An 18,192-nucleotide genomic window follows, 5' to 3' on the forward strand; every position below is an offset into this window, starting at 1 on the left:
CAGGTGGGGTCAGTGGGCCGTGCCGTTGCCGTCGTAGGCGTCGGTGTCGTAGTAGCCGCCCTTGGTGCCGAAGAACAGGGTGGTGAGACAGAACAGCACGCTCACGACCAGCACCACGAGGCCTGGATTGAAGCTGGAGCTCGGATCGGTCACGGGGGCACTCGCTCATTGATGGCCCCAGTCTGTCGACAGACGCAGCTGCTGTGGGGTCCCCGGTCAGGATGGTGGCGTCTCGTGACCTCGCGCCTGTGACCCGGCTGCCGGCACCCCTGCCCCAGGGGTTCTTTGTGCGCCCGGCCGAAACGGTGGCGCCGGAGCTGATCGGCAGCCTGCTGGTGCGGCGCTTGCCGGATGGAACCGCGCTGCGGGGGCTGATCGTGGAAACGGAGGCCTACTGCCAGAGCGAGCCGGCCTGCCATGGTCATCGCCGCCGTAGTCCAGCCAATGCAACGCTGTTCGGTGAGCCTGGGCGGTTTTACGTCTATCTCACCTACGGCCTGCACCACTGCGTCAACGTGGTGACCGGCCGCAGAGACTGGGCCAACGGCGTGCTGCTGCGGGCGGTGGCGCTGCCCGGCGAACCGGAGCGGGTGGCGGCAGGCCCCGCTCTGCTGGCCCGCCGTTTCGGCCTGGATCGCAGCCTGGATGGCCGCTCCGTGGCGCCTGAGTCGGGGGTGTGGCTGGCGCCGGTTCCCTCGCGGCTGCAGGACTGGCTCGATCAGTGCCGCAGCCGTGGGGAAGACCCGTTGTGCCAGTGCCCCCGCATCGGCATCTCTTCCGCCCAGGAGCTGCCCTGGCGCTGGTATCTGCGCGGCAGTCGCAGTGTCAGCCGCCGCGTGCGCGGTGATCGGAAGCCGCCGCTGGCGTTTGCCCTGGATCCGGCCGTCCTGCTGGATGTCTGAGCCCTGCTGCTCGGCAGAGCCCTACCTTGTGGGGTGTTCTGCGCGACCGCGGCCCCTTGAGCGGCTGGAACCACCGCCATGTGATCGACCTGGCGGCGTTCTCGCTGCAGGATTTCGCCACCGTGCTGGAGCTGGCTCAGCGCTTTCGTTCTCTGCCTGATGCAGGCGCTCGCAAGCTGCCGGCGCTGCAGGGCCGGTTGATGACCACCCTCTTCTTCGAACCGAGCACCCGCACGCGCAGCAGCTTCGAGCTGGCCGCCAAGCGCCTCTCCGCTGACGTTCAGAGTTTCTCCCCGTCCTCCAGCTCGCTCAGCAAGGGCGAGAGCCTGCTTGATACCGCCCGCACCTATGTGGCGATGGGATCGACGGTGCTGGTGGTACGCCATCGCTGCGCCGGCGTGCCTGCCTGCCTGGCGCGCGATCTCGATCAGTCCGGCGAAAGGGTGGCGGTGCTCAATGCCGGCGATGGGCTGCACAGCCATCCCAGCCAGGGTCTGCTGGATCTGTTCACACTTGCCCGCCACTTTGATCCGCTGGCCCCATCGCCCGAAGGCCTGCGGGGCCGGCGGGTCGCGATCGTGGGAGATGTGATGCACTCGCGTGTCGCGCGCTCCAATCTCTGGGCCCTCACCGCCTGTGGCGCGGATGTGGTGCTTTGTGGTCCGCCCACTCTGGTACCCGAGGCCTTCGCCGACTTCGTGGCGGCTCCGCCCCCTGGCCAGCATGAGGATCCTGTGCCCCGACGTGGCTCGATCCAGGTGGTGCGCTCCCTTGAGGAGGCGTTGCCTGGGGCCGATGCGGTGATGACCCTGCGTCTGCAGAAAGAGCGGATGCAGCAGCAACTCCTCTCCAGCATCGACACGTACCACCGCCTCTATGGCCTCAGCCGCGATCGCCTGGCCCTGTGTGGCCGGCCGGTTCCCCTGCTCCATCCCGGCCCGGTCAACCGTGGCGTGGAAATGGCCGGCGATCTGCTCGACGATCCTGGGGCCAACCTGGTGGAGGAGCAGGTCCGCAATGGCATCCCGGTGCGGATGGCCCTGCTCTATCTGCTGGCCGCAGGGGATGGGGCCGGAGCTCAGAACAGCTTGAAGCCGTCCAGCAGCAGGCCGTAAAGCAGGCCGATCCGGCCCATGTCCAGCAGTTCCAGCCCCAGATGATCACCACGCTGCCGCAGCAACCAGCGGCGGGCCCGGATGGCGAATTCCATCGCGATCACGCAGAACAGGGCCGCCAGGTGGTCAATGATGGAGAGGGCACCGCAGATGGTGCCGACGCCACCGCCGATCACGAAGCCGAGCAGCAGGACGATCAGCAGCAGGGCCAGCCGTCGCCAGGGATTACTGGCCCAGCCGGTCAGGGTCGCGCCTGCGTCGACCACCCGGCTCTGCAGGCGTGTCGGTCGTGGCCGCAACGATCCTGCCTCAGGGGTCTGCTCGATTCGCTGGGCGGGGCTGGAGCGGCGAGCCGGGAAGGGAGTTTGCATCGGGCGGCCGTTACCAGGTCCAGTGAGCCGGAGCCCAGTGAACCGCACGGCAGAGCGGCAGGATAGCCGTCACATTGGGTGGGCCTCAGCCTGAGACCTGCCCTGCGTGCTGACGGGCTGGTCGCTGGAAGCCGGGATCAGCCCTCGCTGTCTTTCTTGCGGGAGCCCTTGCCTTCCAGCAATTCGAGCAGGGCCTCCATCTGGGCCATGACACCCCTCACCTCACCAGCTTCAGGAAGCAGTCCGTCCTCCATCACACCTTGGTGCATCTCGCGCAGTTCCTGGCGGATGTAGCGCAGATGACTGACCACCTGCTCACGCTTGGACTGCGACATCGCAACGGTAGGGAACGGATCAGACCTCTCTTTTACCCCATCGCCCTTCCCACCACGGCTGGGCGTGAGGGAGCCGGGATCGGATCAGCGCGGGCCAGATCCGCTCACTTCTCGCCGAACTGTGCCTTGGCCTGCTCGTAGAAGGCAACCTCGATCCGCTCCAGGCCCGCATCGGCGGCGAGCCGTTCGATGCGCCGGCGCACCGCTGGCCGAACGAAGAAGGGGACCTCCTTCAACTCAACTTCAGCATCTGAACTCCATTCCAGAGCAGCCATGGCCTTGTGCGAGGTGTGAAGAGGAGTGCTTTGAGATCAGAGTAATCAAACCGATCAGAGACGTCGCGAAAGGATGGGACTCAATTCGGAACTCTGATGCGGTCGACTTCTCTCTGATCAATGATTAAGAGTTCAAATGCCTGTACCCGTTCAGGAGTCGGGACAGCTCGCAACGAACATCGGGCTTGCTGAACCCTTGACGGTGGCTTGATTCCTGGTTGCATCTCAGTAAGGGCACCTCGAAAAATTAGCTGTTTCCCAGTGTTCTGCAGGCATGCAAAAAGCCGCCAATGGCGGCAGGCAGCAGAATTTTGTATCGGCGACTGAGCTTTTTACTGCGCTATCGGATACTCCTTCGAGGATTCATGCCACCACTGGTGCATGGCTGATGCGCTGAAGATAGCGAAGGAAGTTGAAGGCCAGATTCTTGAGCCCCCACCATGCCTCGTTCCTTGCCAGCCCAATCTTTCGCGTCAGCTTCCCACCCATTGACATTGTCATGCAGCCGAAGACATGCTCCACACAAGCTCTAATGGCTGACTTGACGCGATTAAGGTCCTTGGCGGCGGCGCTGAGCGGGTGATTGCGAGCGCCCTTATCGTGGATCAAGCTTTCGAAGCGCCCCAAGCTCAGCAGATCTTCAAAGCACTCACCTGAATAAGCTGAGTCTGCCCAGACATAATCATGTTCATTCTCCGGATCCAGCAGCCGTGGAAGCATCTGACTGTCATGAATATTGGCAGGTGTAATAGCATATCGGCGGATAAAGCCATGGTCGACGTCAATGCAGATGCTGTTCTTGTAACCGAAGTAGTTGATGCCGTTCTTTTTAACCCAGCGAGCGTCTAGATCCTTCTGCCGCAGGCGATCTGGGTTTTCTTCCCAGCCTTCCGGCAGCCTACCAGCTTTGATTTCCTTGTTCTCGTCACGGGTGTTGCGCTGTTTGGGAACAGGTACGAGAGTCGCATCAATAATCTGACCACCACGGGCTTGGAGTCCCTGTGAGCGGAGGTATGCCTCGAACATCTCGAAGAGCTCCCCAATCACTCCTGCTTTGCGCAGCCTCTCCCTGAACAAGGCGACTGTGGTTGCGTCAGGAATGTTGTTCATCACACCCAGTCCCACAAACTCCTCAAAGGAACGCCTGTCATTCACCTGGAACTCAAGCTCGTCATCGCTGAGGTTAAATAGCTGCTGGAGAACAAGCATCTTGAAAAGGATCAGCGGATCAATCCGCTTACGCCCTGCATTGCTCTTGCGATCCTGCGCGTATCCTTGGTCAAGTATCGGCTGGAATTTATCCCATGGGATCGAATCAGACAGCCGCTTGAGAACCGGCTTCTTCTCCTGGAGCTTTGCGACCCTTTGCTGTTCGTCCCAAAAACCTCTTTGGCCCACCGCTGGCATACAGTCTGACTTCCTGATTCTATCGCTATTTCATCGTAATCAACCAGCTTGCTGATTTTTCGAGGTGCCCGTAAGAGACTCCTTGCGATGACCACCCCACCGGCCGGGATTTCAGAAGCCGATTGGGCCGCCACCCCGGTGGGAGTGAAGGCTGGATTTCTTGAGCTGGTCAGTCAGTGCCAGAGGCAGCAACAGGAGATCGAGCAGCTCCGCATCCAGCTCACCGCCCTGGCGACCGAACTGGCCCATCTGCGCGAGCGGATCGGCCGCAGCTCCCGCAATTCTTCCAAGCCTCCCTCCAGTGATGGCCAGGGGTTTAAGCCGCCCGAACGACGCAAGGGCAGTGGCCGCAAGCGCGGCGGCCAGCCGGGCCATCCCGGATCTGGGCCGGAGCTGCTGCCGATCGAGCGGGTGGATGAGGTGGTCGAGCACCACCCCCAGGCCTGCCGCCGCTGCGGCACGTTGCTACAGGGTCAGGATCCCGAGCCCTTGAGGCACCAGGTGATCGAGATTCCACCGATCACGCCTCTGGTGATCGAGCACCGGCTGCACCGCCTGGTCTGCCCCTGCTGTTCCACCAGCACCTGTGCCTCGTTACCGGCGGAGGTGGAAGTAAGCCATTACGGTCCCCGGCTCAGTGCTCTGGTGGGTCTGCTGGGTAGTGCCTTCCCGTTGAGTTTCAGCAAGACCCAGGCGCTGCTGGATCAGCTGCTGGGGGTACAGATCAGCCGGGGAGCGATGGCCACTATCCGCCAGCGCTTGAGTGCAGCACTGGAGCAGCCCATGCAGGAGGCCCTTGCGTTTGCCCGTCAGCAGTCGGTGGTCTATGTCGATGAAACCGGTGCCCCCACCGGTAATGCCGATGGGGGCAACCCCGATGGCCGGCGCGGCTGGGAGTGGGTCATGGTGACCGCCATGGGGGTGACAGTGTTCTTGCAGAGCCTGAGCCGCTCGGCTGCCGCCGCGATCGACCTGCTCGGGAATGCCTTTGGCGGAATTGTGGTGAGCGATCGCTTCTCCGCCTACAACCATCTCCCGCTGGAGCAGCGCCAGCTGTGCTGGGCGCACGTGATCCGCGATCTCACTGCCATCGCTGACCGTCAGGGCGCCAGCGGTGAGATTGGAGCGGAGCTGCTGGGCCTGCAGCAGCAGCTGTTTGCCCAGTGGCACCGCTACAAAGACGGAACGATCGACTGGTCCACGTTGCAGCAGGGCTGTCGGCCGATCCGCCAGGCGTTTGTGGGCACGCTGCAGCGGGTTGTGGAGCTGGGCTGCCAGCGCGGCGAGCGAACGCCGTGGGCCAAGACGGTGCGTACCTGCCATCAGTTGCTGCAAGTGAGCGATGGCCTCTGGACCTTCCTGGAGATTGAAGGGATCGAGCCCACCAACAACGCAGCCGAGCGTGCCCTGCGCCATTCGGTGATTCAGCGCAAGATCAGCCATGGCGTCCAATCCCGCCAGGGTGCGATCTGCCGCAGCAGGTTGCTCACGGTCACCACCAGCCTGCGGCAACAGGGCCGTGATATCTGGCAGTTCCTGGAGCAGGCCTTGATCGCCCATCATCGTGGCGGTGAGATGCCATCGCTGTTGCCGAATCCCTGAGCCGGCCGTCATCGATCGTGGTGTCTGTGGTTGCTCGTTGATCAGCGATCAAGGGTGGAATGCTGCGCTGCTGCGTAACGGCCCCTGAACGGATACAAATGCCTTTGCTCCGAAGGCGGCCGGAGCCGTTAAGATAAAATGACTTCAAAAATGGCTCATGGCTGCTTCCCCGATCCAAAATCAGCAAATTCTCGGCCCTGATGGTAGATGGGATTTTTCCAACCTGGCTGATACCGTATCCCTTAAGAACTTCCCTGATTCTCTTGGTCAGCCCACCAGAATGAATGGTGGAGACGATCAGGTTACCGGCTCGAGCATCCCCATCCCTGGCTGGTTTAACGATGTAAACGGAAACCTCGGCAACGATTTTTTGGTTGGCGGCACCGGGCGAGACAAATACCTTGGCGGCAATGAAAATGATTTCCTTGCCGGCGACGCAGGGGCGGATTGGCTCAACGGGAATGTTGGTAACGACAATGTCAGTGGCGGGGCTGGTAATGATATTGTTCGAGGTGGTGCAGGTAACGATTTTGTTTTCGGTGAAGCAGGAGACGATATTGTCACCGGTGATCTAGTGTGCCGTCCCGGAGATCTGCGAGCAAAGTCGCTGGAGCTTCTCCAGGATTGAATCCGCTGTGGCCGTCCAGTTGAACGGCGCCTTGGTCTTGTTGTAGGCCGCCACGAATTGCTCGATCTTGGAGATCAACTCCTTGACGCTGGAGAAGCTGCCGCGTCGGATCGCCCGCTGGGTGATGATCCCAAACCAACGCTCCACCTGGTTGATCCAGGAGGCGTAGGTCGGTGTGTAGTGCACGTGGAAGCGGGGCCGCTGCGCCAGCCAGGCCCTCACCTTGGCGTGCTTGTGGGTGCAGTAGTTGTCGACGATCAAGTGGACATCAAGCTCCTCGGGGACCGACTTCTCGATCTGGCGCAGGAACCCCAGGAACTCCTGATGCCTATGGCGGGGCTTGCATTGGGTGATCACCTCGCCTGTTGCCACATCCAGAGCAGCGAACAGCGTGGTGGTGCCGTGGCGGATGTAGTCGTGGGTGACGCCCTCCACGTAACCCAGGCCCATGGGCAACAGCGGCTGGGTGCGGTCCAGTGCCTGGATCTGCGTCTTCTCGTCGACGCAGAGCACCATCGCCTTATCCGGAGGGTTCAGGTACAGGCCGACGATGTCGCGGACCTTCTCCACAAAGAACGGGTCGGTGGAGAGCTTGAACGACTTCTGCCGGTGGGGCTGGACCGAGAAAGTCTGCAGCCAGCGGTGAACGGTGGTTTTGGAGATGCCGGTGGCAGCCGCGAGGGAGGGTAGCGCCCCTGCGAGTGGTGTAACTCAGGAGGTCCTGTGACCCTTTCAGGAGGGTGATCAGGAGCAGTCAGGGGATGACTGCTTGGGAGCTGATTGCGCAGCTCCATCGTTCCACTATGAACCCTGATCGCTGAATGTGCAACTCAGCGATCGAGGGGATTCGTGTAGATCGAGGAAGGAGTTGGTGCGTTTCAGCTCATGGCTACTGCCGCCCGCTTGGCCGGATCACCATCGGTGGGCTTCAACATTTCCTCGAGCTCGGGGATTTTGGCCATGGTGGCCTCGGAGAAGAAGCGGCGGCGCTCCAGCTGCCATTCCTCCTGCTGCTCCAGCAGCTGACTGCCCACCAACCGCACGATCGCGGCGTCATTGGGGAAGATGCCGACCACGTTGGTGCGGCGTTTGATCTCCTTGTTGAGGCGCTCGAGCGGGTTGGTACTCCAGATCTTGCGCCAGTGCTCCTGGGGGAAGTGCAGGAAGGCCAGCACGTCGTCCCGGGCGGCTTCCATCACGGGCACGGCGCCGGGGAACTGCTTGCGCAGCATCTCGGTGACCTGCTGCCAGTGGGCTCTGACCTGCTCAGGCTTCTGGATCACGAACACCGCTTTCATCGCCGCCGCCACCATGTCCTGGCCAACCTTTGGGACATGACTCAGGAGGTTGCGCAGGAAGTGCACTCGGCACCGCTGCCAGCTGCTGCCCTGGAACATGCGCTTGATCGCGGCTGTCAGCCCCAGGTGGGCATCCGAAATCACCAGCCGCGTGCCAGTCAGGCCACGCTCTTTGAGTGAGCCCAGGAACTGGCGCCAGAAGCCCTCGGCTTCGCTGTCGCCCACGGCGATTCCCAGTACCTCGCGGTAGCCGAGGGCATTGATCCCGATCGCCACCACCACCGCCCGGGAGACCACCTGCAGGTTGCGGCCCAGACGGCCGTGAAGGTAGGTCGCGTCGAGGTAGACGTAGGGGAAGCTGGCATGCTCCAGTGGCCGGCCCAGAAAGGCTTTGACCTGCTCATCAAGGCCCTGGCAGATGCGACTCACTTCCGATTTGGAGATGCCGCAAAGTCGCCGCCCAGAGCCTCCACCAGGGCGTCGACTTTGCGGGTGGAGATTCCGCCGGTGTAGGCCTCCATCACCACGGCGTAGAGGGCCTTGTCGATCCGCCGTCGGGGCGCCAGCCAGTCGGGCAAGAAGCTGCCCTGCCTCAGCTTTGGGATGGCCAGGGTCAGGTCGCCCACCTGGGTGGTGAGCAGTCGCCTGCGGTAGCCGTTGCGGTGCGTAGAGCGCTGATCGGGGCAACGCTCGTGGAGTTGGGCTCCGGTGAGCGCGGAAACCTCGGCCTCCAGCAGGTCCTGAAAGCCCCGACGCACGATCTCCGGGATCAACGCGCCAGCGGTGGTGCCCTCCATGAGCTGTCTCAGCTCGGAGGCGCCACTATGGGAAAGGGTCATGGTCTGTGTTCGGTTTGGTGGTAGTGCTCCGAACAGGGTCACAGACCGGCCCACCCATTGCCATAACAGAGAACTGAGGGAGGCGAGCCGTCAGCCCCGGCTACGCAGGGGCTGCTCCTCCTGAGTTACACCACTCCACGGGACGCTGCTCGAGGGAGCGCGCAGACCACTGGGTGCTGCCATCGGTGGGCTTGGTCTGCAGTGCCCGGTTGATCACCTCCGCCACCGTGTCGTCCTCGTAGGTGCGAGGCCTACCCGGCCGCAGCTCGTCATGCAGGCCCTCCAGGCCCAGCTCCCGGTACCGCTTGCGCCACTTGCCAACGGTCATCCCCGTCAGCCCCATCCGTTTGGCGATGGCGGTGTTGGTCTCGCCGGCACCGCAGGCCAGCACGATCTGAGCGCGCTGCACGATCGAATGCGGCAACGACCGGGAATTTGCAAGGGCCCGCAACTGCTGAACCTCGTCCTCGCTGAGGACCAGCGGAGGCATCGGACGACCAAGCGCCACAAGGCACCTCGGGTGACACTCTCGATTCTAACTGTTATTTCCGGGACGGCATACTAGGCAAGGATTTTCTGAATGGGGGGGCAGGTAATGATCGATTTGTCCTGCCAACCGACGCCGCCAATACCTCCCCCAATGCCTTTGAAGTCGATGTCATCACTGATTTCTCACTTGTGGGTGGGAATAGAGATAAAATTGTTCTCCCGGGTGTTGCATCCTTTTCGGAGCTTGAATTTACGAATACTGTGCTTGATGGAGTTGCTGGAACGTTGATCGGCTTCAAGTCAGGCAACTTCATTGGATTTGTTCAAAATATCACCCCTGCAAGTCTTGGTGCTGGCGCAGGTTCAAACTTTGTCCTCGGTGCCACGGCGGATGATTTCTTCGCCAAAATCACCCCCGATTTCTTCCTGCAGAATCCCAATATGGCAACAGACTTGATTCCTGTCTGAATCCACGATGTGACAGATGGGGCTAGCTCGCTACGCCCCTCTGCTCGCTTTCGGGCTTCTATTTTCACCGTTCTATTCAGCGGTGTCGGATGTAGCAAGGCCCGCTGTTCTGGTCGTTGGAATTTGATCAACGCTGCGGCAACGGCGAATCATGCAGCTGCATTGGCCGATGCAAGATTGAACTCGAAAGTTTCCAGGTGGCTTAAAGCCTTTGGCATTGATGGAGAATAGGGGACTCGAACCCCTGACCTCTGCGGTGCGATCGCAGCGCTCTACCAGCTGAGCTAATTCCCCATTACGCACTCCCAGGTGGTGGTGCATGGGCGGGTGATCGCTTCGCAGCGGCCACCTCAACCATCAGTTTTACCATCATCGGCCGCGGCATCCCTGGCAGGATCAAACTGACGATCTGTTTTCCGCCATGGGCCCGGCTTCGATCACCCCTGAGCAGCTCGAGGCCTTCGACGAGGTCGGCATTGCTGAGCTTGCCCGGCGCCTCGAGGAAGACGACTACCCCACGCCCTTCGCGGGCCTGGGGGACTGGCACCTGTTGCGGGCCCTGGCGATCCATCGACCTGAGCTGGTCAAGCCCTACGTCCACCTGGTGGATCAGGAGCCTTTCGACGAGGAATGAGCGGCTCGACAGTCGCTCCGTCTGCGTTTGTCCGCTCCACTCCCTTGCCGGCCCCCTTCCCCCTCCCCGCCGTGGCTGCGCTTCCCGGGTTTGACCCGCTGGAGGGTCGCCGGATCCTGGTGCTGATCAGCGGCAGCATCGCCGCTGTGAAACTGCCGCTCCTGGTGAGCGCCCTCGCCAAGCGGGGCGCCCTGGTGCGTTGCGTCTTGACCCCCAGCGCGGCTCAGCTGGTCAGTCCTGTGGCCCTGGCCAGTCTCAGCCGGCACCCCTGCCTGCTCGAGGCCGATGCCTGGAGCAGGCAGGAGTCACGGCCTCTGCATGTGGAGCTGGCCGAATGGGCGGAGCTGGTGCTGTTGGCTCCCCTGAGTGCCTCCAGCCTGGCCCGCTGGGTGCATGGCCTGGGCGACACCCTGCTCTCCTGCGTTCTGCTGGCCTGCGAGGCGCCGGTGGTGGCTGCTGCGGCCATGAACACGGCGATGTGGGGCTCTCCGGCGGTGCGGCGCAACTGGGAGATGTTGCAGGGGTTCGAGCGGGTGTTGCCTCTGGGCCCCGCCGCCGGATTGCTCGCCTGTGACCGGGTGGGTGACGGGCGCATGGCCGAACCCGCCCAACTGCTGCTGGCGCTCGAATCGCTGGCCCTGCACGGGTGGCGGCGGGACTGGCACGGCCGCCAGCTGCTGGTGACCGCCGGCCCCACCCGGGAGTTTCTCGACCCGGCCCGCTGCCTCACCAATCCCAGCACCGGCCGGATGGGGGTACTGCTGGCCCAGGCGGCCCGTCTGCGGGGGGCGGCTGTGACCCTGCTGCATGGTCCGCTGGCGCTGGATCCGCAGCTGCTCGATGGTCTCAGCTGCCATGCCATCACCACCGCCGCCGAGCTGGAGCAGGAACTGGAGGCTCGCCAGGCTGGCCACGACGCCATCGTCATGGCTGCCGCCGTGGCCGATCACCGCCGCGCCAAGCCCCTGGCGGACAAGCCGGCCAAGCATGAGCTGGAGGCGCTTCTCCAGGGCGGCTGGGAACCGGTGCCTGATCTGCTGGCGGGCCTGATGAGGCGCCGCCAGGAGCTGCGGCCCGATGGCCAGCCGATTCTCGGCTTTGCAGCCCACTCCGGCGATGTGCTGCCCCAGGCCCACGCAAAGTTCGCCCGGAAAGGGTGTGAGTTGCTCTTCGCCAATCCCATTGATCAGGTTGGCGCCGGCTTTGGCTCGGCTACCAACCAGGGCTGGCTGCTGGGCCCGGGCGAGGCCGTCACACCGATCGGACCGGCCAGCAAGCTGGCGGTCGCCCATCGGTTGCTGGATGCCCTGGCTGTGTTGCTCCCACAGCGACCGTTCAAGCCGCCAGGGGGTGCTCCTCCTCAGGGCGATCCTGTTGCAGCAGATCCATGAAGGTGCGCAGCTGCAGGCGGGGGATGTAGGGCCAGCCGCCGGTCTCCTCCATGCGCTTCAGAACACCGAACAGCCTGTTGCGATCGGCCGGCAGGCTGCCGCGGAAGGGACCATCCTGAATCGAGCGATGGGTCTGCTCCAGCTGGCGCAGCAGATCCAGCAGGGACTCGGGGTCGTTGCGCAGCTCTGCGGCCATGGTTTCGAGAGCAGCCAGCTGGGTGCGGAGGTGGTCCTGCTGCTGGCTCGTGAGACTCATGCGGTGACGCTTCTTGTCAAAGGGGACGGCTCCCCCCATACAGGTTGTTGAGAGCCTTGTGATGCTACCGGGAATGCGGGTTTGCCACCGGTAAGATCCGCCTCGGCGCTTCCTGTTCTCCTCTCTCCCGCCTTCCATCCTCCGCCCCTGCGGCTTCTCCCGATGCGTTTCCGTCCCCTGCTGGCCCTCGTGCTGGCCCTGTGCCTGACCCTGGTGACCGCGTGCAGCGGTGGGGCCAAGGCTGTTGATCGGGCCAACCTCACCTATGACGACATCCACAACACGGGTCTCGCCAACAATTGCCCCACCCTGCCGGATTCGGCCCGCGGCTCGATCAGCCTCGATGCCGGCACGAAGTACCAGCTGCGCGAAATCTGCCTGCACCCCAATGAAGTCTTCGTCAAAGGAGAACCGGCTAACAAGCGTCAGGAAGCGCAGTTCGTGGCCGGCAGAATCCTGACCCGCTACACCTCCAGCCTGGATCAGGTCTACGGCGACCTCTCCGTGGACGGCGATCAACTCACCTTCAAGGAACTCGGCGGGATCGACTTCCAGCCGATCACCGTTCTGATGCCAGGGGGCGAGGAAGTGCCCTTCATGTTCTCCAGCAAGGAGCTGGTGGCCCAGGCCGATGGCGCCGCCATCAGCACCAGCACCGACTTCACCGGTAGCTACCGCGCCCCGAGCTACCGCACCAGCAACTTTCTCGATCCCAAGGGCCGCGGCCTGACCACCGGCTACAGCAGTGCTGTGGGTCTGGTGCCCGTGGGCGACGATGAGGAGCTGGTGAAGGAGAACGTGAAGCGCTATATCGACGGCACCGGCACCATGGAGTTTTCCATCACCAAGGTGGATCCCTCCAGTGGTGAATTCGCCGGTGTGTTCACGGCCGTTCAGCCCTCCGACACCGACATGGGTGGTAAGCAGGCTGTGGATGTGAAGATCAGCGGCGAGCTTTACGGCCGCCTTGAGCAGGTCTGATCCCCTGACCGGCTGATTGAAGTGCGTAGGGGCCTTCGAGGCCCCTTTTTCATGGCCACCCCCGGAGCCGCTTCGGGCTGGTCTGGGAGAATCGTCACAACGTTTTTTGGGATCTCCATGTCGGTTGCCGAGTCCGCGACTCCCGCTGCCCAGGGTCTGATCGGCCCGCATGGCGGCAGCCTGGTGGATCTGATGGTGCTGGCGGCCGAGCGAGAGGCGCTCAAGGCGGGCGTGGATCGAGTGGTGGAGTGCAGCGACCGCAACGCCTGTGACGTGGAACTGCTGGTGGTTGGGGGCTTCTCGCCGCTGCGCGGCTTCATGCACCAGGAGGATTACGACGCAGTGGTCGAGACGCACCGCACCACCAGCGGTCTGCTGTTCGGTCTGCCGATCGTGTTCGACACCAGCGATGCCTCGATCGCCGTGGGCGATCGGCTGCTGCTCACCTACCGAGGCCAGGATCTGGCGGTGCTCACGGTCGAAAGCCGCTGGGAGCCGGACAAGGTCAAGGAGGCCAAGGGTTGCTATGGCACCACCTCCCTGGAGCACCCGGCCGTGCGGATGATCGCCACCGAGCGTGGCCGCTACTACCTGGGTGGACGGGTGCAGGGGCTGGAGCTGCCGACCCGCGTCTTCCCCTGCAAGACGCCGGCTGAGGTGCGCGCCACCCTGCCGCCGGGGGAAGACGTGGTGGCGTTCCAGTGCCGCAACCCCATCCACCGGGCCCACTACGAACTGTTCACGCGGGCCTTGGACGCCACCAACGTCAGCAAGGGCGGCGTGGTGCTGGTACACCCCACCTGCGGCCCCACCCAGGACGACGACATCTCCGGTGCCGTGCGGTTCCAGACCTACGAGCGGCTGGCGGCGGAGGTGAACAACCCCCGGATCCGCTGGGCCTATCTGCCGTACTCGATGCACATGGCCGGCCCGCGGGAGGCTCTGCAGCACATGATCATCCGCAAGAACTACGGCTGCACCCACTTCATCATCGGCCGCGACATGGCCGGCTGCAAGTCATCCCTGAGTGGTGACGATTTCTACGGTCCCTACCAGGCTCAGGATTTCGCCCGCGACAATGCCTCTGAACTGGGGATGGAGACCGTGCCGTCGCTCAACCTCGTCTACACGGAGGAGGAGGGCTACGTGACCGCCGAGCACGCTGAGGCTCGCGGCCTGCACGTGAGGAAGCTCAGCGGCACTCAGTTCCGCCAGATGCTGCGCGGCGGCGAGGAGATCCCCGAGTGGTTCGCTTTCCGGAGCGTGGTCGACGTGCTGCGGGAGGCGGCCGGCTGAGCGTCAGGCCCAGGCTCCCAAAGGAGCCCCCAACCGCCCGATCCTGAGGGCGGTTAACATTCCTTTACTTCCTTGAGCGGAGAGTCGAGTGGCGAAGAAGGGTTGGCGCAATGCGGGGCTTTACGTCCTGTTGGCCGTGGTGGTGATTGCGGTGGGCACCGCCTTCCTGGATCGTCCCGATCCGGCCAATGCGCCCCGCACGCTCCGCTACAGCGATTTCGTCGAGGCGGTTCAGGGCAACGAGGTCTCGCGCGTGCTGATCTCCCCTGACCGGGGCACCGCCCAGGTGGTCGAGAACGACGGCCGCCGCGCCGTGGTCAACCTCGCTCCTGACAAGGATCTGCTGAAGCTGCTCACCGATCATGATGTGGACATCGCCGTGCAGCCCAGCCGCGAGCCGGCGGCCTGGCAGCAGGCCGTGGGCAGCCTGATCTTCCCGCTGCTGCTGCTCGGTGGTCTGTTCTTCCTGCTGCGCCGCGCCCAGGGCGGTGGCGGTAACCCGGCGATGAGCTTCGGCAAGAGCAAGGCGCGGGTGCAGATGGAGCCCCAGACCCAGGTCACCTTCGGCGATGTGGCCGGCATTGAAGGGGCCAAGCTCGAGCTCACCGAGGTGGTCGACTTCCTCAAGAATCCGGACCGCTTCACGGCCGTTGGCGCCAAGATTCCCAAAGGCGTGCTGCTGGTGGGCCCTCCTGGCACCGGCAAGACCCTGCTGGCCAAAGCCGTTGCCGGCGAGGCCGGCGTGCCCTTCTTCTCGATTTCCGGTTCGGAATTCGTGGAGATGTTCGTGGGCGTCGGCGCCAGCCGCGTGCGGGACCTGTTCGAGCAGGCCAAGAAGAATGCTCCCTGCATCGTATTCATCGACGAGATCGATGCGGTGGGTCGTCAGCGCGGCGCCGGCCTTGGTGGTGGCAACGACGAACGGGAGCAGACCCTCAACCAGCTGCTCACCGAGATGGATGGCTTCGAGGGCAACACCGGCATCATCATCGTGGCGGCCACCAACCGTCCGGATGTGCTGGATCAGGCCCTGATGCGTCCCGGTCGTTTCGATCGCCAGGTGGTGGTGGACCGGCCCGATTACTCCGGCCGCCTCCAGATTCTTGAGGTGCACGCCCGCGGCAAGACCCTGGCCAAGGATGTAGACCTCGACAAGGTCGCCCGCCGCACCCCCGGTTTCACCGGGGCTGACCTGGCCAACCTGCTCAATGAGGCGGCGATCCTGGCGGCCCGTCACCAGCTCACTGAGATCTCCATGGATGAGGTGAACGATGCCATCGAGCGGGTGATGGCTGGTCCGGAGAAGAAGGATCGGGTGATGAGTGAGAAGCGCAAGCGCCTGGTGGCGTATCACGAAGCCGGCCATGCCCTGGTGGGCGCGTTGATGCCGGATTACGACCCGGTGCAGAAGATCTCGATCATTCCCCGCGGCAACGCTGGCGGCCTCACCTTCTTCACCCCCAGCGAAGAACGCATGGAGTCTGGCCTCTATTCCCGCGCCTATCTCCAGAACCAGATGGCCGTTGCCCTGGGCGGCCGTGTCGCTGAGGAGATCGTCTACGGCGAAGATGAGGTGACTACCGGCGCTTCCAACGACCTGCAGCAGGTGGCTCGGGTGGCCCGCCAGATGGTGACCCGTTTCGGCATGAGCGATCGGCTCGGCCCTGTGGCCCTGGGCCGCAGTCAGGGGGGCATGTTCCTTGGCCGCGATATTGCTGCCGAGCGCGATTTCTCCGAAGACACCGCTGCTGCGATCGATGAGGAGGTGAGCGAGCTGGTAGCTGAGGCCTACAAGCGAGCCAACGAGGTGTTGAGCTCCAACCGCCCCGTCCTTGACGAACTGGCCGAAATGCTGGTGGAGAAGGAGACTGTGGACGCCGAGGATCTGCAGGAGTTGCTGGTGCGCCGCGATGTGCGTGTGGCCGAATACGTGTGACCGATCTGTTGATCCGGTGCGCTTGACCGGCACCGGCACTGGCACCGGTGGATCCGTCTCGCTGTGATTCTCCTTTGAGGCCCTCTGCTGCGGTTGCCGCTGATCCGGCCGGCTTGATTCCCAGCTTGCGGAGGCAGCCGCTGCTGCTGGTTCTACGTCCCCAAGCCCCGCTTGATGCCGCTCCGCTTCTGGAGCGGCTGGTCGAACTGGGCCTGCGTCATGTTGAACTGGCGTTCCAGGAGTCTCCGCACTGGCGCCCCCAATGCCGCGAGTTGATCGCCGCCTTTCCAGGTCTGAGGCTTGGGGCGGCCTCGGTCTGCACGGTCGAAGCCCTGGCTGATTGCTCAGCGGCGGGTTTTTCCTACGTGGTGTCGCCGATCCTGGATGGCGAGTTGGTGCAGCAGGCGGCTGCGGCCGGCATCACCCTGGTGCCTGGCGTGATGAGCCCCACTGAAGTGCATCAGGCCCGGTTGCTCGGGTCTCCGCTGGTGAAGCTCTTTCCGGCGAATGCCCTGGGGAGTGCCTACTGGTCAGGCCTGCGAGCGCCGCTCGGCACCCTGCCGTTCTGCATCGCTGCAGGCGGCCTGTCGCCTGCGGATGTGATCCCCTGGCTGCGCAGCGGCGTCGATGCGGTGGCCCTGGGCTCCTCGCTCTGCCTGGATCGTTCAGACAACTTGCCTTGCCCGGGGGAGGAGGCTGACGCAGCCGTCCAGCCTCTGGAGCCCTTGCGGCTCCTGCTTGTCGAGCTCGGCCGCATCGGGCCGGCCTCAGAAGCGGCGACGGCGGCAGATTGAACCGCGACTGACTGATCTCAACCTGCATCCTGGTGGCGCTGCTGCGTTCACCAGAGGCTGCACTGGCCCTGCTGACGCAGCAGGTGGTCGGCCAGTACCAAGGCCACCATGGCCTCCACCATAGGCACCGCTCGCGGCAGCACACAGGGGTCGTGGCGCCCCTTGGCGGCCAGGGTTGTGGCGGCGCCGCTGGCGTCGATCGTCTGTTGTTCCTTGCGGATTGTGGCGGTGGGCTTGAAGGCCACCCGCAGCACGATGTCCTCACCGTTGCTGATGCCCCCCTGGATCCCGCCGGAGTTGTTGGTGGCCGTGTGCAGGCGTCCCTCGTCGCTGGGCAGGAAGGCGTCGTTGTGCTCGCTCCCCTTGAGCAGGGTGCCGCCGAAGCCGGAGCCGATCTCGAAGCCCTTGGTGGCAGGCAGCGACATCACAGCCTTGGCCAGGTCGGCTTCGAGCTTGTCGAACACCGGCATGCCGAGCCCCATCGGGGCCTGGCGCACCACGCACTCGATCACGCCGCCGCAGGAATCCCCGTCGCGCCCGATCGCTTCGATCCGCTCGATCATGCGCGCGGCGCTCTCGCCATCGGGGCAGCGCACGATGTTGGCTTCCACCTTCTCCAGGGTCACCGCCGCCGGGTTGATGGCCGCCTCGATGGTGTGGATCCGCTTCACCCAGGCCAGCACCTCGGTGCCATGGCAATGGGCCAGCAGTTGCTTGGCAATGGCGCCGGCAGCCACCCGGCCGATGGTTTCCCGCGCCGATGCCCTGCCACCGCCGCTGCGGGCCTGAATGCCGTATTTGGCCTGGTAGGTGGCATCGGCGTGGGACGGCCGAAAGGCCACCGCCATCTCCTTGTAGTCGCCGGGGCGCTGATCCTTGTTGCGCACCACCATGGCGATGGGGGTGCCCAGGGTCACACCGTCCAGCAGGCCGCTGAGGATCTCGACCCGGTCATCCTCCTTGCGCGGTGTGGTGATGCGGCTCTGCCCCGGTTTGCGTCGGTCCAGTTCGGCCTGGATGGCTTCCAGATCGAGTGGCAGCCGCGGCGGGCAGCCGTCGACGATCACCCCGACGCCGCCGCCGTGGGATTCGCCGAAGGTGCTGATGCGAAACAGGGTGCCGAAGCTGCTGCCCATGGCGGCGTCACGTTGACGCGAGCGTAGGGGACGCTCCTG

Annotated in this window: 19 protein-coding genes, 1 tRNA gene and 2 pseudogenes; 11 read left to right on the forward strand and 11 right to left on the reverse strand. The window is 63.9% G+C overall.

Annotated features, from left to right (window positions below; all coding sequences use genetic code 11):
* Positions 1-9: 9 nt before the first annotated feature.
* Positions 10-153 carry a hypothetical protein gene (locus H8F24_RS07865; protein WP_197157276.1) on the reverse strand — a complete coding sequence of 48 codons (144 nt, stop codon included), beginning with the start codon at positions 151-153 and terminating at the stop codon, positions 10-12.
* Positions 154-221: 68 nt separating this feature from the next.
* Here H8F24_RS07865 and H8F24_RS07870 point away from each other — a divergent pair, with 68 nt between their 5' ends.
* Together H8F24_RS07870 and H8F24_RS07875 are read left to right on the forward strand one after the other, a co-directional pair.
* Entirely contained in the window at positions 222-902 is a 681-nt protein-coding gene (locus H8F24_RS07870; protein ID WP_197171668.1) for a DNA-3-methyladenine glycosylase, read from the forward strand.
* Between the two features lie 56 nt (positions 903-958).
* Complete coding sequence (locus H8F24_RS07875; RefSeq protein WP_197172137.1) at positions 959-2,017, forward strand: aspartate carbamoyltransferase catalytic subunit; 1,059 nt, start codon at positions 959-961, stop codon at positions 2,015-2,017.
* Here the strand turns inward: H8F24_RS07875 and H8F24_RS07880 are convergent.
* The 4 genes from H8F24_RS07880 to H8F24_RS07895 all read right to left on the reverse strand — a co-directional run bounded on the left by H8F24_RS07880 (position 1,981) and on the right by H8F24_RS07895 (position 4,405).
* On the reverse strand, positions 1,981-2,388 hold the full coding sequence (locus H8F24_RS07880; RefSeq protein WP_197171669.1) for a DUF565 domain-containing protein: 408 nt from the start codon (positions 2,386-2,388) through the stop codon (positions 1,981-1,983). The genes H8F24_RS07875 and H8F24_RS07880 overlap by 37 nt on opposite strands.
* Positions 2,389-2,525: 137 nt before the next feature.
* A complete protein-coding gene (locus tag H8F24_RS07885) occupies positions 2,526-2,723 on the reverse strand; it encodes a hypothetical protein (RefSeq protein ID WP_197157265.1) in 198 nt (65 codons plus the stop codon).
* A gap of 104 nt (positions 2,724-2,827) precedes the next feature.
* Positions 2,828-2,989 (reverse strand): PCP reductase family protein, encoded by a 162-nt coding sequence (locus tag H8F24_RS07890; protein ID WP_197172140.1) that lies wholly within the window; start codon positions 2,987-2,989, stop codon positions 2,828-2,830.
* Between the two features lie 372 nt (positions 2,990-3,361).
* Complete coding sequence (locus H8F24_RS07895) at positions 3,362-4,405, reverse strand: IS5 family transposase (protein WP_231597813.1); 1,044 nt, start codon at positions 4,403-4,405, stop codon at positions 3,362-3,364.
* 87 nt (positions 4,406-4,492) lie between these two features.
* On the opposite strand from H8F24_RS07895, the gene H8F24_RS07900 reads away from it, so the two are divergent.
* Both H8F24_RS07900 and H8F24_RS07905 read left to right on the forward strand, forming a co-directional pair.
* On the forward strand, positions 4,493-6,007 hold the full coding sequence (locus H8F24_RS07900) for an IS66 family transposase (RefSeq protein ID WP_197154224.1): 1,515 nt from the start codon (positions 4,493-4,495) through the stop codon (positions 6,005-6,007).
* 157 nt (positions 6,008-6,164) lie between these two features.
* The gene (locus H8F24_RS07905; protein WP_197171671.1) at positions 6,165-6,635 is read left to right on the forward strand and encodes a calcium-binding protein; all 471 of its coding nucleotides are present in this window, start codon (positions 6,165-6,167) and stop codon (positions 6,633-6,635) included.
* Here H8F24_RS07905 and H8F24_RS07910 read toward each other — a convergent pair.
* The 3 genes and pseudogenes from H8F24_RS07910 to H8F24_RS07920 all read right to left on the reverse strand — a co-directional run.
* Positions 6,579-7,319 (reverse strand): annotated as a pseudogene (locus tag H8F24_RS07910) (IS630 family transposase); the annotation flags it as partial. The gene H8F24_RS07905 and the pseudogene H8F24_RS07910 overlap by 57 nt on opposite strands.
* Positions 7,320-7,513: 194 nt before the next feature.
* Positions 7,514-8,772, reverse strand: a pseudogene (locus H8F24_RS07915) (IS256 family transposase).
* Positions 8,773-8,872: 100 nt separating this feature from the next.
* Positions 8,873-9,262: a helix-turn-helix domain-containing protein gene (locus H8F24_RS07920; protein WP_231598180.1), complete on the reverse strand. Its 390-nt coding sequence runs from the start codon at positions 9,260-9,262 to the stop codon at positions 8,873-8,875.
* Between the two features lie 284 nt (positions 9,263-9,546).
* On the opposite strand from H8F24_RS07920, the gene H8F24_RS07925 reads away from it, so the two are divergent.
* The gene (locus tag H8F24_RS07925) at positions 9,547-9,729 is read left to right on the forward strand and encodes a hypothetical protein (RefSeq protein WP_197157196.1); all 183 of its coding nucleotides are present in this window, start codon (positions 9,547-9,549) and stop codon (positions 9,727-9,729) included.
* 221 nt (positions 9,730-9,950) lie between these two features.
* On the opposite strand, the gene H8F24_RS07930 is transcribed toward H8F24_RS07925, so the two are convergent.
* A tRNA-Ala gene (locus H8F24_RS07930) sits at positions 9,951-10,023 on the reverse strand.
* Positions 10,024-10,150: 127 nt separating this feature from the next.
* On the opposite strand from H8F24_RS07930, the gene H8F24_RS07935 reads away from it, so the two are divergent.
* On the forward strand, positions 10,151-10,363 hold the full coding sequence (locus H8F24_RS07935; protein ID WP_197157194.1) for a DUF2555 domain-containing protein: 213 nt from the start codon (positions 10,151-10,153) through the stop codon (positions 10,361-10,363).
* Positions 10,360-11,754 (forward strand): bifunctional phosphopantothenoylcysteine decarboxylase/phosphopantothenate--cysteine ligase CoaBC, encoded by a 1,395-nt coding sequence (coaBC, locus tag H8F24_RS07940; RefSeq protein WP_197171673.1) that lies wholly within the window; start codon positions 10,360-10,362, stop codon positions 11,752-11,754. Before H8F24_RS07935 ends, coaBC begins: the two co-directional genes overlap by 4 nt.
* Here coaBC and H8F24_RS07945 read toward each other — a convergent pair.
* Positions 11,699-12,010 (reverse strand): hypothetical protein, encoded by a 312-nt coding sequence (locus H8F24_RS07945; RefSeq protein ID WP_197171675.1) that lies wholly within the window; start codon positions 12,008-12,010, stop codon positions 11,699-11,701. The two genes, coaBC and H8F24_RS07945, sit on opposite strands and share 56 nt — an antisense overlap.
* A 162-nt stretch (positions 12,011-12,172) precedes the next feature.
* Here H8F24_RS07945 and H8F24_RS07950 point away from each other — a divergent pair, with 162 nt between their 5' ends.
* The 4 genes from H8F24_RS07950 to H8F24_RS07965 all read left to right on the forward strand — a co-directional run bounded on the left by H8F24_RS07950 (position 12,173) and on the right by H8F24_RS07965 (position 17,017).
* Positions 12,173-12,991 (forward strand): photosystem II manganese-stabilizing polypeptide, encoded by an 819-nt coding sequence (locus H8F24_RS07950; protein ID WP_197157189.1) that lies wholly within the window; start codon positions 12,173-12,175, stop codon positions 12,989-12,991.
* A gap of 117 nt (positions 12,992-13,108) precedes the next feature.
* The gene (gene sat, locus H8F24_RS07955; protein WP_197171677.1) at positions 13,109-14,287 is read left to right on the forward strand and encodes a sulfate adenylyltransferase; all 1,179 of its coding nucleotides are present in this window, start codon (positions 13,109-13,111) and stop codon (positions 14,285-14,287) included.
* A gap of 139 nt (positions 14,288-14,426) precedes the next feature.
* Positions 14,427-16,223 (forward strand): ATP-dependent zinc metalloprotease FtsH3, encoded by a 1,797-nt coding sequence (gene ftsH3, locus H8F24_RS07960; RefSeq protein ID WP_370594724.1) that lies wholly within the window; start codon positions 14,427-14,429, stop codon positions 16,221-16,223.
* Between the two features lie 113 nt (positions 16,224-16,336).
* Positions 16,337-17,017 carry a bifunctional 4-hydroxy-2-oxoglutarate aldolase/2-dehydro-3-deoxy-phosphogluconate aldolase gene (locus H8F24_RS07965; RefSeq protein WP_231598181.1) on the forward strand — a complete coding sequence of 227 codons (681 nt, stop codon included), beginning with the start codon at positions 16,337-16,339 and terminating at the stop codon, positions 17,015-17,017.
* 47 nt (positions 17,018-17,064) lie between these two features.
* Here the strand turns inward: H8F24_RS07965 and aroC are convergent, their stop codons facing one another.
* Positions 17,065-18,153 carry a chorismate synthase gene (gene aroC / locus H8F24_RS07970; RefSeq protein ID WP_197157183.1) on the reverse strand — a complete coding sequence of 363 codons (1,089 nt, stop codon included), beginning with the start codon at positions 18,151-18,153 and terminating at the stop codon, positions 17,065-17,067.
* Positions 18,154-18,192: the final 39 nt, after the last annotated feature.

It is taken from the genome of Synechococcus sp. CBW1002, from assembly GCF_015840915.1.
Taxonomy (GTDB): Bacteria; Cyanobacteriota; Cyanobacteriia; order PCC-6307; family Cyanobiaceae; genus CBW1002.

Excerpts from the sequence above, each read along its gene's own strand:
- H8F24_RS07870 (WP_197171668.1), top strand. The coding sequence starts at position 222 with ATGGTGGCGTCTCGTGACCTCGCGCCTGTGACCCGGCTGCCGGCACCC.
- H8F24_RS07880 (WP_197171669.1), bottom strand. The coding sequence starts at position 2,388 with ATGCAAACTCCCTTCCCGGCTCGCCGCTCCAGCCCCGCCCAGCGAATC.
- H8F24_RS07885 (WP_197157265.1), bottom strand. The coding sequence starts at position 2,723 with ATGTCGCAGTCCAAGCGTGAGCAGGTGGTCAGTCATCTGCGCTACATC.
- H8F24_RS07895 (WP_231597813.1), bottom strand. The coding sequence starts at position 4,405 with ATGCCAGCGGTGGGCCAAAGAGGTTTTTGGGACGAACAGCAAAGGGTC.
- H8F24_RS07900 (WP_197154224.1), top strand. The coding sequence starts at position 4,493 with ATGACCACCCCACCGGCCGGGATTTCAGAAGCCGATTGGGCCGCCACC.
- H8F24_RS07905 (WP_197171671.1), top strand. The coding sequence starts at position 6,165 with ATGGCTGCTTCCCCGATCCAAAATCAGCAAATTCTCGGCCCTGATGGT.
- H8F24_RS07920 (WP_231598180.1), bottom strand. The coding sequence starts at position 9,262 with ATGCCTCCGCTGGTCCTCAGCGAGGACGAGGTTCAGCAGTTGCGGGCC.
- H8F24_RS07935 (WP_197157194.1), top strand. The coding sequence starts at position 10,151 with ATGGGCCCGGCTTCGATCACCCCTGAGCAGCTCGAGGCCTTCGACGAG.
- coaBC (WP_197171673.1), top strand. The coding sequence starts at position 10,360 with ATGAGCGGCTCGACAGTCGCTCCGTCTGCGTTTGTCCGCTCCACTCCC.
- H8F24_RS07945 (WP_197171675.1), bottom strand. The coding sequence starts at position 12,010 with ATGAGTCTCACGAGCCAGCAGCAGGACCACCTCCGCACCCAGCTGGCT.
- H8F24_RS07950 (WP_197157189.1), top strand. The coding sequence starts at position 12,173 with ATGCGTTTCCGTCCCCTGCTGGCCCTCGTGCTGGCCCTGTGCCTGACC.
- sat (WP_197171677.1), top strand. The coding sequence starts at position 13,109 with ATGTCGGTTGCCGAGTCCGCGACTCCCGCTGCCCAGGGTCTGATCGGC.
- aroC (WP_197157183.1), bottom strand. The coding sequence starts at position 18,153 with ATGGGCAGCAGCTTCGGCACCCTGTTTCGCATCAGCACCTTCGGCGAA.